We start from the raw sequence: 13,969 nt of genomic DNA on the forward strand, positions 1-13,969 counted from the left end.
AAGGAGTAGTAAATGGCGTTTGCGCAATGGGCAGCATTGCCTTGGGTAAAATCTGAAAAAGATAAAATTCAATGGGGACAACTTACCGGTAGCGGGCTTAGCATCGCCATCGCAGAAGGTGTAAAACAACACAACGAGCTGGTTGTGATTGTCACCCCAGATACGCCAAGCGCCCTACGCCTTGAAACTGAACTCGAATTTCTGTTGCCTGAAAACCCAGTCATGGTCTTTCCTGACTGGGAAACCTTGCCTTATGATCACTTTTCGCCGCATCAAGATATTATTTCGGCGCGCTTAGCCACGTTAAATACCTTAAAAAAAGAACAACAAAGCGTATTAATCGTGCCAGTGTCGACCTTGATGCTGCGTACAGCCCCTGCTTCGTTTATTTATGGTTCAACCCTTAACTTTAAAGTGGGCGATACCTTAGATACCCACACACTGCGTGAAAACTTAGAACAAGCGGGCTATTTACATGTACAACAAGTGATGGAGCATGGTGAATACGCGATTCGTGGCTCTATCGTTGACTTATACCCTATGGGTAGCCCGCACCCATTTCGTTTAGACTTTTTTGATGATGAGCTCGACAGCATTCGTTTATTTGATGTTGAAAGCCAGCGCTCAGATGAAAAGGTCGACAAAATTGAGTTACTGCCTGCTCACGAATTTCCAACTAACGACGCTGACATTGAGCGTTTTCGTATCAATTATCGTGAACAATTTGGCGCAAGCTCTGAGCAAGACTCAATTTATATGCAGGTGACTAAAGGAACCTGGCCTGCGGGTATCGAATATTACATGCCACTGTTTTTTGATGAATTGGCAACCATCTTCGATTACTTACCAAGTAATACAACGTTTATGCATTTTGGCGATATTGAGCATGCTGCTGATCAGTTTTGGCATGATGTGAATGTACGCTATGAAAACCGCCGTGTTGATCCGCTCAGACCTTTACTTGAACCTGTAAAGCTGTATCAAAGCGTTAATGAACTTTTTGCTGAGTTTGGTAAATATGCACGCATTCGTTTATCGCAAGCAAAATTAGGCACCAAAGCGGGTCATACAAACCTTGCTAGTAAAGAGCTGCCAAATGTTCGTATTGATCATAAGTTACATGAAGCATACCAAGGTTTAATTGACTATGTTGCCAGTGAGAAAAAACAAAAAGGCCGCGTGTTGCTCTCGGTTGAATCGGATGGCCGCCGCGAATCATTACTCACTTTATTAAAGCCAAGTGGTTTAAAGCTTAAAGAATTTGAATCGTTTAGCGATTTCACCAATAGTTCGAGTGATGTTGGCCTAATCGTTTCGCCACTTGAGCAAAGTGTGGTGCTAGACGGTAAGCCGCGTTTAACCATTATCACAGAGCAAGAGTTATTAGGCATTAAGGTCTCGCAGCGTCGACGCCGTAAACATAAGTACGAAGCCAGCCAAGATGCGCTTATTCGTAACCTTGCTGAGCTACGTGAAGGTCAACCGATTGTGCACCTTGATCACGGTGTAGGCCGCTACCAAGGCCTTGAAACCATTGATGCTGCCGGTGTGATCACTGAGTTTGTTACGATCATCTACGCTAATGAGGCAAAACTATACGTGCCCGTTTCTGCGTTACATATGCTGAGCCGCTATTCTGGTGGGGAAGAAGCCTCTGCCCCGCTCCATAAATTGGGCTCCGATGCGTGGGAAAAAGCCAAGAAACGTGCCGCAGAAAAAGTGCGTGATGTGGCAGCTGAGCTATTAGATATTTACGCTAAACGCCAAGCAAAGCCTGGCAATAAATTTAAGCTTGATGGCAGTGCTTATCGTCAATTTAGCGACAGCTTCCCATTTGAAGAAACTGACGATCAACGCAACGCCATTGAGTCTGTGCTCGGTGATATGCAAAGTAAGCAAGCGATGGACCGTTTAGTATGTGGTGACGTAGGCTTTGGTAAAACCGAAGTGGCAATGCGCGCTGCCTTTGTGGCAGTGAATGATAACAAGCAAGTTGCGGTACTTGTACCAACCACACTGCTTGCACAGCAGCATTATGAAAACTTTAAAGACCGCTTTGCCGATTTACCAATTGAGGTTGGTGTTTTATCGCGCTTTAACTCAACCAAAGAGCAAAAAGACACCCTAGATAAAATGGCTGAGGGTAAATTAGATATCGTGATTGGTACTCACAAGCTTATTCAACAAGATATTCAATTTAAAGATTTGGGCTTATTGATTGTTGACGAAGAGCACCGTTTTGGGGTGCGTCAAAAAGAAAAAATTAAAGCATTACGTGCCGATGTCGATATTTTAACGCTCACAGCAACCCCTATCCCACGTACGTTGAATATGGCAATGAGTGGTATGCGTGACTTATCAATCATAGCCACACCGCCTGCAAAACGTTTAGCGGTTAAAACCTTTGTTAGACAAAGAGATGCTGAACTTATTCGCGAAGCAATTCTGCGTGAGATTAAACGCGGTGGTCAGGTGTATTTCTTACACAATAATGTTGAAACCATAGACCGAGTTGCTGAAGAAATTAGCGAATGGGTACCTGAAGCCAGCGTAACAACCGCACATGGTCAAATGCGAGAGCGCGAGCTTGAGCAAATTATGAGTGATTTTTATCACCAAAAATATAACGTGATTGTGTGTACCACTATTATCGAAACCGGTATCGATGTACCCACTGCCAACACCATTATTATGGATAGAGCAGATAAGCTGGGTCTGGCACAACTGCATCAGTTGCGTGGTCGTGTAGGCCGAAGCCATCACCAAGCGTATGCCTACCTACTAACTGGTAACCCTAAATCACTGAGTAAAGATGCGGTTAAACGCCTTGAAGCGATTGAATCACTGGAAGACTTGGGTGCAGGTTTTGCGCTCGCAACCCATGACTTAGAAATTCGTGGTGCCGGTGAGCTGCTTGGTGATGATCAATCAGGTCAAATGCAAACCATTGGCTTTAGTTTGTATATGGAAATGCTTGAGCAAGCGGTTAACTCCCTCAAAGAAGGTAAAGAGCCAACCCTTGAGAACCTACTCGGTCAACAAACTGAAGTTGACTTAAAGCTGCCAGCGTTATTACCTGATGATTATATTCATGATGTAAACGTACGTTTAGGAATCTATAAACGCATTGCAAGCTGTGCTAACCTCAATGATATGGACGAGTTACAGGTAGAGCTGATTGACCGTTTTGGTCTACTACCTGACGCCACGAAAAACTTATTCAGCTTGCAGCAATTAAAACTGCAAGCAAGTAATATTGGCATTAAGAAGATTGAAGCAAACCCGAAAGGCGGTTATTTTGAGTTTAGCCAGCATACAAAGGTTAACCCTAGCTTCATTATAGGTTTGATACAAAGTGCACCGCAGGTGTATAAAATGGATGGCGCAAACAAACTGCGCTTTGCAATTAGCGAAGCCAACGCTCGCGAACGCTTAAAAATGGTCACTGCAATGATTGCAGATTTCGAAAAAAAGGTTAGCCATTAATGTTGTTTAGAAATAGTTTACTACTGCTTTGTTGCTTATATACAAGCTCGTCATTTGCAGCACGTTGGTTCGAAATAGAAGTTCTTATTTATAAACAGCGCCCAGCCCCTTATTTACAGGAAGATTTCAGTTTAAAACACGATGAGATCAAGGCTAATCGGAGCAAAGACTTATTATCTCCAGCTTACTCTGCACAAGCTAAACAGGCTTGTATTGAGGGTGATAGCCGCTTTCGCTCAAATTCGTTTACCGACTCTTTAGTGAATAGCAACCCTCACTCTAATGTATGTGACGACAGTGTTGATTTTTTAGCAAGTTATAATCAACTGCCTGTTACACCCGTTGTTGAGCCCCGTGAAGACACTGACGACATTTACTTAATGGCGCCAGAACAATTACAATTTGTTGAGCAAAAAAATCAGCTTGATAGAAAAGGCTTAACCCCTATTTTGCACACTGGCTGGCGTTTTCCTGAAATGAGTGAAAGAAACGCACCCAGTATCCGTTTATTTTCCGGTGAACACTTAGCAAAACACTCAACCCCAGTAGAGAATGAAAATAACGACTTTATAAGCCTAGTGGGCCCTACTGAGCGCTATATTCCCGACCAGTTGCAAAATGTGCCAAAGTGGGAATTTGATGGTTTAATGAAAATTTATGTTCGTCACTACCTATTTATAAACGCAGATTTTGATATTAGTCAGCGCCTAGAAAACGGTGATTACGAAAAAGCACGTTTTTCACAATTTAAACGTGTGATAAGTAACGAGATACATTATTTTGATCACCCACGTATGGGTATGATCGTGCAAATAAGACGCTACAACCATTAATGGATACAATTATGAAAAAATATATGGCAATTGCAGCAGCGGCTGCAACACTTACTTTAGCGGGTTGCTCAAAAGTAAACTTAGAGAACTACGAAAAAATTAAAATTGGCATGGATAAAACTGAGGTTGAAGCTATCTTAGGTTCAGCAGATAAGTGTGAAGAAAAGACACTACACACTAACTGTATTTGGGGTAACAAAGATAAAAATATCGAAATTACCCTAGTGTCAGACAAAGTATCGCTTTATAGCAAAACTGGTTTAGACGCTAAATAAACCCAATTGGGTGGCCAAGGCCACCCTTTCATCTTTCATCTTTAAGAATATCAGTTTGCGAGTAAATGCGCTCAATATTAACAATTTTGCTGCGATTTAGCGTAATCTTGTAACGCTGATACAAAATTTCACCTTCGCTTTGTGTAAATACTAGTACCACATTTAGCTGATAACGCCTCTCTACGGCTTTCTTAGAGATTTTATTACTATCAAGATGATAGAGCTTACCTTCCCCCCGCTTTAAGTAGCGAGCAAACGGTGCCAAGCTAAATTGCATGGTTTGTTGCAAGGTATCGTAGCCTGGTAAAAACTCTTTCGCGTTAACTTGTGTTTCGCTTGCAAAATGCAGCCACTGAGCAGCCTGTTTATTTTGATGTCGGCGCTTTGAAAAAATTCTTCTTACCGCTTTAGGCAGGCGTTTAAAACTGGTGTATTCAAGCCAAATGTATTGGCTGGCAATTTTGTCTTTGGTTATGCTGTTTTTAAACTGAAACCGCCATTTTGGTCGCCCTCTTACGATAGCTCGCCAGATCACGCGTGTGATGTCTTCTTTAAATATTTCACGAAGTCCATAAATAACACCCAAGATCAAAATCAAGGTTGCTGTTACTTCGGTAAAGTTTGAGCGAGCATTTAACACAACCAACATCACAAAAGCCATAATCACTGCGGTCACTGTACCCTTAACCATGCGCTTTAAATAACTGTTTAAATGCCGTGTAGTGCGATTAAGTACCACCCCATGCTCAATTAAACGTTGTAACAGGCGCATTTTATTAGTGATACGGTTGGCATCTTCGAGTGTTGATTGCGAATTATATTCTTGCTCATCACGATAACTGTTTTCAGCTTTGCAGAACTCTAATAAATCACTGCGCTCTTTTGCAAAATCACTACTGCGCGGCCCTTCATCCAATAGTTTCAGAAATGACTGCTCTACATGCCAGCTTAAGTAGTTATCGGCGTTTTTATAAAATGGCAGGAGCTTTTCATCATCGGGGGTATAGCGTCTTAGCTTTTTCAACAAGCCTTTGGTTTGCTCGCACAACTCAATGGCAACAGGGTAAAACTCTTCGGCTTCTTGGTGTTTTAGGGTGTCTTTAATATCGGCATTCAGCGCGAGTCGAACTTGATAACAATATAAGTTTAAGTTTTGCCGATAATCTTGCTGTTCACCTTTGTTTTTACTAACAAAGCGGCTTCTCACTAAGGGTAAGTGAATGTTGTTAGCGTTATACGCAAGGTGCGATTTAAAGTTATTATTAAAGAATGATTCTTCGCTCAGTGTTTGTGGGTTAACACTCATTTCATTCGGAATGGAGAAATACAGGTCGAGTCGTTGCTCTGTGCGTGGTTTAAGCTCAGGCTCAATAATAAAAGATAAGTTTTCGTCTTGTTTAAGCAATATCACCTCGTTTGTTAAAAGTACCTCTATAGTTTACGCGTTGATAGGCTTTCAGACAATAAAAAAGGCCCAGTAAAAACGGGGCCTTAGTAATCATTTCAAACTAGATTAGAACTTGATGTTCATACCAGCGAAGAAACGACGACCTAGTACATCGTATGTGTACGGGTCAGTGTTTGAGTCATTGTTACCTGAGTAGTATGGTGCTTGCTTATCGAATAAGTTGTTAACACCTGCAGAGAATGACACTGTGTCGTTCAGGATGTATGAACCGCTGATGTCGTGGTATACAACAGTACCAACGCTTGGTACTAGACACTCGCTGTCGTCAGCAAGACATGCGTAGCTGTCTAGGCCGTCGATCATACGTGCTTGGTATTGTGCATCCCAGTTGTCGCCAGACGCGTTAAGAGTGAAGTTAGACTTAACTTTTGCGTAGCTACCGATACCTGAAGTTACAAGACCTGTGTAATCGATTGTGCTTGTGCCTGAATCAACGATGTACTCATCAAGGATAGTTACATCAAGACCTGTGCGCCAGTTAAGACCTGCAGCTTCAAATGCGTACTTGAAGTTTACGTCGTAACCTTTAGTAGATTCATTACCAATGTTTTGTAATTGGTTGTTGAAGCTAATACGGCCAGTGCTTTGATTGAAGTTGATTGCAGAAGACTGACATAGTGCAGTATCTTGGTTCTTGTATGCGCCAGTAGAAGCATCAAGACAGTTTTCAACGATGTACTGGTTGTTTACGCTTGAAATTGAGTTTTCAATTTCGATTTCGTAGTAGTCAACAGTCATTGAGAAACCGTCGAACCATTCTGGAGCGTATACGAAACCAGCAGTTACTGTATCAGCAAGCTCTGGCGTTAATTGGTCGTTACCACCAACAGTTACTTCAGCTTGGTCTTGTGCACCAGGGAAGTTAACTTGTTCGAATGAAGGTGATTTACCTTGGTAAAGCTCAGAAACTGTAGGAGCACGGAATGCAGTTGAACGAACAGCACGTAGCATTAGTTCGTCGTTTACACGCCAAGTTAGACCTAGTTTCCAAGTCTCATCAGAACCAAATGTGCTGTAGTCGAATGCACGAACAGCAGCGCTTAAGTCAACCATTTGTGCAAATGGTGCGTCAGCTAGAAGTGGAACAGCGAATTCTACGTAAGCTTCGTTTACGTCAAAACGACCACCAGTTGGTTCAACACGTGGGTCATTTGCAAGACCTTGTGAAGTTAGTGAATCTGGAACGTACCATGCTTTTTCTTCACGACGCTCGATACCTGCTGCGAAACCAACGTAACCTGCAGGAAGTTCCATTACTTCACCGTTAAGGCCAGCAGAAAGAACTAATAATTGGCTACCACCTGAGTTGTTTTCAGTGTAGTTGTACTGTGCAAGGTTGCTACCTGACCAATCTGCTTGGTTAAGTGGGTTGAAATTACCCTCTTCAATTGCATCTTGGATTGAACCCATGTTAAGTAGGTTAGTTGCGCGGTCAACTGAGTCGTTACGACCGAATACTACTGAAGTATCCCATCCCCAACCGTTGTCAAATGCACCATCAAGACCGATTACGGCACGAACAGTATCAACAACTTGCTCGTAACCTCGAGGGCCTACATCTGTCATACGACGACCGTAAGAGATGTCTTCACCGTCAGCTACACCGTGAGAAAGAAGTGAATCACCCATAGTTGCTGCATCGTACGTGAAGTCGAACCATACAGGCTGTGGAGCCATTTGTTGAGTTGACCAACGCTTAGAGTAAGTGAACTCAGAAACTAAACGCGTTTCATCAGTTACGTCAAAGTGGCCGATACCTGTAAGGTTTAAACGGCGCATTGGCGTGTAAAGGTAGCTTGTTGCTGAATAGTTATATGCATCTCCAGCAGCAGTGTAATCGTGCCATTCACCATCTGCTTGACCTTGAAGGTCTGCATTTTCAGCCCAAACGTGGCCGAAAGGTGTGTAAGAAGATCCACCACAGTAGAAGCTACCGTTTTCGTAATCTTCTTCGATTGGACAATCAGAGAAGTCACGGTCTGCTTGAGAAGCGTCGCCACGGTCTGTGTATTGTAAACCAATTACAACGTTACCACGGTCAAAGCTTGAACCCATTGTGATATCGAAAGACGTTTCGTCTGCATCGCCTTCACCAGTGATAGCACCGTTAAGGTTCATGTCTAGACCTTCGAAGTCGTCTTTTAAGATAATGTTAACAACACCAGCTACCGCGTCAGTACCATATACAGCAGATGCGCCGTCTTTTAGTACTTCAACTTGCTTGATCATTGATACTGGGATTGTGTTTAAGTCAACAGTAGATGCTGCGCCAGTACCAGAGTTGATCATACGACGACCATTTACTAGTACTAAAGTACGTTGCGCGCCTAAACCACGTAGGTCAACACGTGCGTTACCGCCTGAACCATTGTTAACAGCAGGGTTAGTCATCGCACCACTTGCTGCAGTCATTTTTTGTAGAACGCCATCGATGCTTGATGCACCCATTGCTTTGATGTCATCTGCGCCGATTAAAGTTACAGGACTAGACGTCTCCATATCGGTACGCTTAATGCGAGAACCTGTAACTTGAATTTTTTCAATAGACTCTGCTGCATCATCAGCAGCTAAAACTTGCATGCTTGAGAACATTGGGATTGCTGAAACAACAGCTAAACCAAGAATTGATTTTTTCATGTGAAAACCCTACTTGTTGGAAATTTACCTTTAGTCAGGTAGCGCTCGTTATTATTAGAATCACGAGTCAGCGGAGGGCAACTTAGGCGCAGTTAACTGAACGAAAACTGAATGAAAGATCAAATAAAAAACAACCCAAAAATGACGTACCAACTTTAGGTAATAAGGTTTCACGATGTATCAATGTTAATAGAAAAAAACACTTACACATCAGGAAAATAACATTATTAAGTAGCAAAAAAAACACGATTGAAATCAATTGCACGCACTTTGTAATCAAGTGTAATCAGAGCCCAATTAATGCTACAAATGAAATTTTTACAAGTTGATCACACAACGTTATAAAAACCGTAAAAGCTTGGTAAGACTGCTAACCATAGTTATTCACTTAAATTAACTAAATAGACAAAGTTAGTCTGATAAACAGTGTATTAGAGGATGATTTTTTGTTTTTGTTCCGTCAGTTTGTAATACCGTATAAAAATACGACTAATAAAGAACATCAAGTAAAAAAAGGTGAAGCAGAAATTGCGCTAATCACAGCTTTTAGATAATTAAAAACTGCGATCAACAATAATGAAGGAAGATGTTATCGAGTTTGCAGTGAATCGAAATAATAAAGCAATGTTTGAGGTTGATTATCGCCAGAAGTATAAGTGAGCATCATTTTCCAAGTCATAACAGGTTCAGAGCATGCGCCAACCATAGTATCAGCAACCCAAACTTGCCCTGTCTGTTTAAACTGCAGTGGAATAAAACCCATATACATGGTGACACCTTCGAGTTTTGCTGAAAGGTTTTTAGCCTCCTTTGGTAACTTTAGGTTAATCGTAAACGGTGTTTCTGGACTGATATCTGGGTTACTTAGCCAAACTTCTACATTATTAGGGTAATTGCAATGACTATTGTTCTGACAACTTGTACTTGTGCTGCCCTTATCTATACTTTGGCTATCACATGCAGCTAAAAAAAGACTAAAAAGGAACACGGGAAATAAGCTTATTCGCACTCTATTTGCCTGTATAAAATAAAGTCAGATACTAATTAGAATGCCCAAAAAAGACAACAGGCACCTAATAATAAGTCAATAAAAATACAATCTCTGACAAAAAATAACCAACAAAGCGCTAAAATTTGATTGATGTCATAATTTTATGCAATTGACCTATCTTTTTAAGGTCAAAAATTTTATCATTTCCATCGCAAAAATAAGGGTTTCTCGAGTTTGTTTTCTGAAGCTAGCACCGCTAAGTTGGCTTTAGGTAACATGCTTGTGAAGTAATAGTAGGCCCCACTTTGAATAAAAGTGGGTAATTCATTTCTAAAACGCATTTATTGCAGCGGAAGCCAGAAAATGAGCCAAACAGTAGCATCACAAACTGAGTACAATTATAAAGTTGTACGCCAATTCGCTATTATGACAGTGATTTGGGGCATCGTTGGCATGAGTGTTGGGGTTCTGATTGCTGCCCAATTAGCTTGGCCAGCACTTAACTTTGATACACCATGGTTAACTTACTCTCGACTACGTCCGTTACACACGAACGCAGTAATTTTCGCATTTGGTACAAGTGCACTTTTTGCGACGTCTTATTACGTCGTGCAACGTACATGTCAAACGCGCCTTTTCTCAGATAAATTAGCAGCCTTCACCTTCTGGGGTTGGCAACTTGTTATCGTACTAGCAGCGATTACCTTACCATTAGGTATCACAAGCTCAAAAGAATACGCAGAACTTGAATGGCCAATCGATATTCTTATCGCCGTTGTTTGGGTAACTTACGCAGTGGTATTCTTTGGTACGTTAATCAAGCGTAAAGTATCGCACATCTATGTTGCGAACTGGTTCTACGCTGGTTTCATCATTACTGTTGCCGTTTTACACATCGTAAACAGCATGGCAATTCCAGTTTCACTTACTAAATCATACTCTATCTACGCAGGTGCTGTAGATGCAATGGTTCAGTGGTGGTACGGTCACAACGCTGTTGGTTTCTTATTAACTGCTGGTTTCTTAGGTATGATGTACTATTTCGTACCAAAACAAGCAGGCCGCCCTGTTTATTCTTACCGTTTATCGGTTGTTCACTTCTGGGCTCTTGTTTCTTTATACATCTGGGCAGGTCCTCACCACCTACATTACACTGCGCTTCCAGACTGGACGCAAAGCTTAGGTATGGTTATGTCAGTTATCCTATTCGTTCCATCTTGGGGTGGTATGATCAACGGTATCATGACGTTATCAGGTGCATGGCATAAACTACGTACTGACCCAGTACTTCGTTTCTTAGTTGTTTCTCTATCTTTCTACGGTATGTCTACGTTCGAAGGCCCGATGATGGCTATTAAGTCAGTTAACGCGCTTTCTCACTACACTGACTGGACTGTAGGTCACGTACACTCAGGTGCACTAGGTTGGGTTGCAATGATTTCTATCGGTGCTATCTATCACCTAATCCCTGCACTATTCTCACAAGGCCGTATGTACAGTGTTAAACTAGTTAACACGCACTTCTGGTTACACACTGTGGGTGTTGTTCTATACATCGTAGCAATGTGGATCTCTGGTGTAATGCAAGGTCTAATGTGGCGTGCAGTAAACTCAGACGGTACGTTAATGTACAGCTTTGTACAGTCATTAGAAGCTTCGTATCCGTTCTATATCATGCGTTTCCTAGGCGGTGTATTCATCGTAACAGGTATGCTAATTATGGCTTACAACGTTTATCGTACTATTGCAGCGAAGAAAGATTCGCTTCAACTAGACGCTGACGCACAATTGGCATAATGGAGTAGCACGATGAGCAATAATAATTCACAAAACAAACACGAAATAGTCGAAAAGAACGTTGGCCTAATGGCTATCTTGACTGTCTTTGCAATCAGCTTTGGTGCATTAGTTGAGATTACTCCACTAATGTTCCAAGACGATACGACTAAACCTGTTGATGGCTTACGCCCTCTTACAGCGTTAGAAATGGAAGGCCGTGATATCTACGTGCGTGAAGGTTGTTACAACTGTCACTCACAAATGATTCGTCCTTTCCGTGACGAGGTTGAGCGTTACGGTCACTACTCTGTAGCTGGTGAGTCAGTATGGGATCACCCATTCCAATGGGGTTCTAAGCGTACTGGTCCTGACTTAGCGCGTGTTGGTGAGCGTTACTCAGACGATTGGCACCATGCTCACTTAATGGATCCACGTGCAGTGGTTCCTGAGTCAAACATGCCAGCGTTTCCTTGGTTAGACGAAAACAGAGTCGATACGACCCATACACTTAAAAAGCTTCAAATATTCCGTGATAGCTTCGGAATTGATAAAGCGAGCGACCGTTACGACGGTAAAGGTTACGGAAGTGACGAAGAGCTACAAGCTGACATTGCGAAAATCGAAGCCATGAACGGTGGTCAAGGTGCAACTGAAATGCAAGCTCTAATCGCTTACTTACAACAGCTTGGCACACACTTGAAGTAATTATTATGGATTACGGAACATACAGAGGCATTTTGACTCTGGTAATTTTAGTACTGTTTATTGTGATTGTTGTATGGGCATACAGCAAGCGTAGCAAACGCCGTTTTGACGATGCTGCTAATGCCATATTTGAAGATGAAAAAAAACACAACAACACAATCTCTAATGAGGAAAAGGAGTCTGAGAAATGACTAGCTTTTGGAGTATATGGGTTATTGTATTAACCCTAGCGTGTCTTGCTATCATCTTCGGCCTACTTCTGTGGAACTTAAAAAACTACGCAGGTGTGAAAGAAGGCGAAAGCTGTGGTCACGAATTTGACGGCATTGAAGAACTTAACAACCCACTACCAAAATGGTGGACTTATATGTTCTTCGCGACATTCATTTGGTCTGTATACTACCTTGCTGCTTACCCAGGTTTAGGTAACTGGGAAGGTTTAGGTAAATGGACAAGTTCTAACCAAGGTGTAAAATCTTTAGCGGCTTCTAAAGAAGCAACTAGAGTAGCCTTAGAAAACGGTGAGAACGTACAATTAGACCAAGAATTTATCGCTGCTGATGAGCGTTTTGGCCCAATCTTTGAATCATTCGCAAAACAAGATATTGAAACACTAGTTAAAGACGAAAAAGCGCTTGAGATTGGTCAACGTTTATTCTCACAAAACTGTGCTCAATGTCATGGTTCAGATGCACGTGGTGGTCAAGGCTTCCCTAACCTAACAGATAACGATTGGTTATACGGCGGTTCACCAGACAAGATCAAAGAAACACTTCTTTACGGTCGTGTTGCTGCGATGCCACCTTGGGGTGATGCGCTTGGCGAGCAAGGCATTAAAGAAATGACTGCTCACGTACTTAGCCTTTCTGGCCGTACTGTTAACCAAAAAGACGCTGCTGCAGGTGCTGCTAAGTTTGCAATGTGTGCTGCGTGTCACGGTGCTGACGGTAAAGGTTCAGTTGCACACAACTTACCATTTGGTGCACCTAACCTAACAGATAACATCTGGTTATACGGTGGTTCTAAACGTGCTGTTGAAGAAACACTAATCAATGGCCGCGCCGGTGTAATGCCAGCATGGAAAGACATTTTAGGTGAAGATAAAGTTCACTTATTAACAGCGTACGTTTACAGCTTATCGCAAGATAAATAACCACGCGGTTAATAAAATGTATAAACAATTAATCTTTTAATTCAATAGATTAATTAAGATCAAAAAAGCCTCCATCTGGAGGCTTTTTTTTAGTCTTTTGCTTTTAAATCCGATAAAATGCGTACAACGTTTTTAAAGGTATAAGTACTATGAAACCCACTCCTTGGTATAAAAACTTTTGGCCATGGTTTTTAATCTCTTTTCCTCTTGCAGCCATCATCGGCTGTGCTGGTCTTATTTATATGGCAATTGGCAACGGCCCAGATATGGTTGTTGATGATTACTATAAAAAAGGCAAAGCAATTAACCTTGAACTCAGCAAATTTAATAAAGCAAAAGCACTTTATTTACATGGCGATTTAAATGTTGCAGGCGATAAAGTAACTTTCACTTTCACCAAGGGTGATGCAAGCAATGTTCACTCTTTAAAAATGTCTTTTTATCATCGCACCATTAAAGCCAATGACTTTGATGTAAGCTTAATGAAAAACGCCCATGGCGATTTTACTGCCCTACTCGACACCCATGTTGACGGTGCATATACAGTGTTTATTGAACCAATCGATAACAGTTGGAAACTTAAAGAAGATGTAATTCTACCAACTGATAAAACGATTTCGATTAGCCCTGAATATAAGTAGT

General features: G+C 41.7%; 11 protein-coding genes. 8 read left to right on the top strand and 3 right to left on the bottom strand.

Going from position 1 to position 13,969, the window contains the following annotated elements; translation table 11 throughout:
- The first annotated feature begins 12 nt into the window (after nucleotides 1-12).
- From mfd to NO991_RS07065, 3 genes are read left to right on the top strand one after another with little or no spacing between them, the layout of a single operon-like run.
- Nucleotides 13-3,486, top strand: coding sequence for a transcription-repair coupling factor (mfd, locus tag NO991_RS07055; protein WP_371351859.1), 3,474 nt, complete (start codon nucleotides 13-15; stop codon nucleotides 3,484-3,486).
- Complete coding sequence (locus NO991_RS07060) at nucleotides 3,486-4,319, top strand: peptidoglycan binding protein CsiV (RefSeq protein ID WP_300358337.1); 834 nt, start codon at nucleotides 3,486-3,488, stop codon at nucleotides 4,317-4,319. Before mfd ends, NO991_RS07060 begins: the two co-directional genes overlap by 1 nt.
- A gap of 11 nt (nucleotides 4,320-4,330) precedes the next feature.
- Nucleotides 4,331-4,594 carry a hypothetical protein gene (locus tag NO991_RS07065; protein ID WP_054553091.1) on the top strand — a complete coding sequence of 88 codons (264 nt, stop codon included), beginning with the start codon at nucleotides 4,331-4,333 and terminating at the stop codon, nucleotides 4,592-4,594.
- A gap of 28 nt (nucleotides 4,595-4,622) precedes the next feature.
- On the opposite strand, the gene NO991_RS07070 is transcribed toward NO991_RS07065, so the two are convergent.
- The 3 genes from NO991_RS07070 to NO991_RS07080 form a co-directional block, all read right to left on the bottom strand.
- On the bottom strand, nucleotides 4,623-5,999 hold the full coding sequence (locus NO991_RS07070) for a hypothetical protein (RefSeq protein ID WP_138600037.1): 1,377 nt from the start codon (nucleotides 5,997-5,999) through the stop codon (nucleotides 4,623-4,625).
- 108 nt (nucleotides 6,000-6,107) lie between these two features.
- Nucleotides 6,108-8,699 (bottom strand): TonB-dependent siderophore receptor, encoded by a 2,592-nt coding sequence (locus NO991_RS07075; protein WP_166339345.1) that lies wholly within the window; start codon nucleotides 8,697-8,699, stop codon nucleotides 6,108-6,110.
- Nucleotides 8,700-9,288: 589 nt separating this feature from the next.
- Nucleotides 9,289-9,687: a hypothetical protein gene (locus tag NO991_RS07080; RefSeq protein WP_138600035.1), complete on the bottom strand. Its 399-nt coding sequence runs from the start codon at nucleotides 9,685-9,687 to the stop codon at nucleotides 9,289-9,291.
- A gap of 366 nt (nucleotides 9,688-10,053) precedes the next feature.
- Between NO991_RS07080 and ccoN the strand changes: the two genes are divergently transcribed.
- From ccoN to NO991_RS07105, 5 genes are all read left to right on the top strand, one after another.
- Nucleotides 10,054-11,487: a cytochrome-c oxidase, cbb3-type subunit I gene (gene ccoN / locus NO991_RS07085; protein WP_036967883.1), complete on the top strand. Its 1,434-nt coding sequence runs from the start codon at nucleotides 10,054-10,056 to the stop codon at nucleotides 11,485-11,487.
- A gap of 12 nt (nucleotides 11,488-11,499) precedes the next feature.
- Nucleotides 11,500-12,174 carry a cytochrome-c oxidase, cbb3-type subunit II gene (ccoO, locus tag NO991_RS07090; RefSeq protein ID WP_054553056.1) on the top strand — a complete coding sequence of 225 codons (675 nt, stop codon included), beginning with the start codon at nucleotides 11,500-11,502 and terminating at the stop codon, nucleotides 12,172-12,174.
- Between the two features lie 5 nt (nucleotides 12,175-12,179).
- On the top strand, nucleotides 12,180-12,365 hold the full coding sequence (locus tag NO991_RS07095) for a cbb3-type cytochrome c oxidase subunit 3 (RefSeq protein ID WP_010373992.1): 186 nt from the start codon (nucleotides 12,180-12,182) through the stop codon (nucleotides 12,363-12,365).
- On the top strand, nucleotides 12,362-13,327 hold the full coding sequence (gene ccoP / locus NO991_RS07100) for a cytochrome-c oxidase, cbb3-type subunit III (protein WP_300358358.1): 966 nt from the start codon (nucleotides 12,362-12,364) through the stop codon (nucleotides 13,325-13,327). Before NO991_RS07095 ends, ccoP begins: the two co-directional genes overlap by 4 nt.
- 149 nt (nucleotides 13,328-13,476) lie before the next feature.
- Nucleotides 13,477-13,968, top strand: a complete 492-nt coding sequence (locus NO991_RS07105) for a FixH family protein (protein ID WP_054561329.1) — start codon at nucleotides 13,477-13,479, stop codon at nucleotides 13,966-13,968.
- The last annotated feature ends 1 nt before the right edge of the window (nucleotide 13,969 follow it).

This window comes from Pseudoalteromonas sp. DY56-GL22 (assembly GCF_041414715.1).
Taxonomy (GTDB): Bacteria; Pseudomonadota; Gammaproteobacteria; order Enterobacterales; family Alteromonadaceae; genus Pseudoalteromonas; species Pseudoalteromonas simplex.

Coding starts and splice junctions, on each gene's coding strand:
- mfd (WP_371351859.1), top strand. CDS start 13: ATGGCGTTTGCGCAATGGGCAGCATTGCCTTGGGTAAAATCTGAAAAA.
- NO991_RS07060 (WP_300358337.1), top strand. CDS start 3,486: ATGTTGTTTAGAAATAGTTTACTACTGCTTTGTTGCTTATATACAAGC.
- NO991_RS07065 (WP_054553091.1), top strand. CDS start 4,331: ATGAAAAAATATATGGCAATTGCAGCAGCGGCTGCAACACTTACTTTA.
- NO991_RS07075 (WP_166339345.1), bottom strand. CDS start 8,699: ATGAAAAAATCAATTCTTGGTTTAGCTGTTGTTTCAGCAATCCCAATG.
- ccoN (WP_036967883.1), top strand. CDS start 10,054: ATGAGCCAAACAGTAGCATCACAAACTGAGTACAATTATAAAGTTGTA.
- ccoO (WP_054553056.1), top strand. CDS start 11,500: ATGAGCAATAATAATTCACAAAACAAACACGAAATAGTCGAAAAGAAC.
- NO991_RS07095 (WP_010373992.1), top strand. CDS start 12,180: ATGGATTACGGAACATACAGAGGCATTTTGACTCTGGTAATTTTAGTA.
- ccoP (WP_300358358.1), top strand. CDS start 12,362: ATGACTAGCTTTTGGAGTATATGGGTTATTGTATTAACCCTAGCGTGT.
- NO991_RS07105 (WP_054561329.1), top strand. CDS start 13,477: ATGAAACCCACTCCTTGGTATAAAAACTTTTGGCCATGGTTTTTAATC.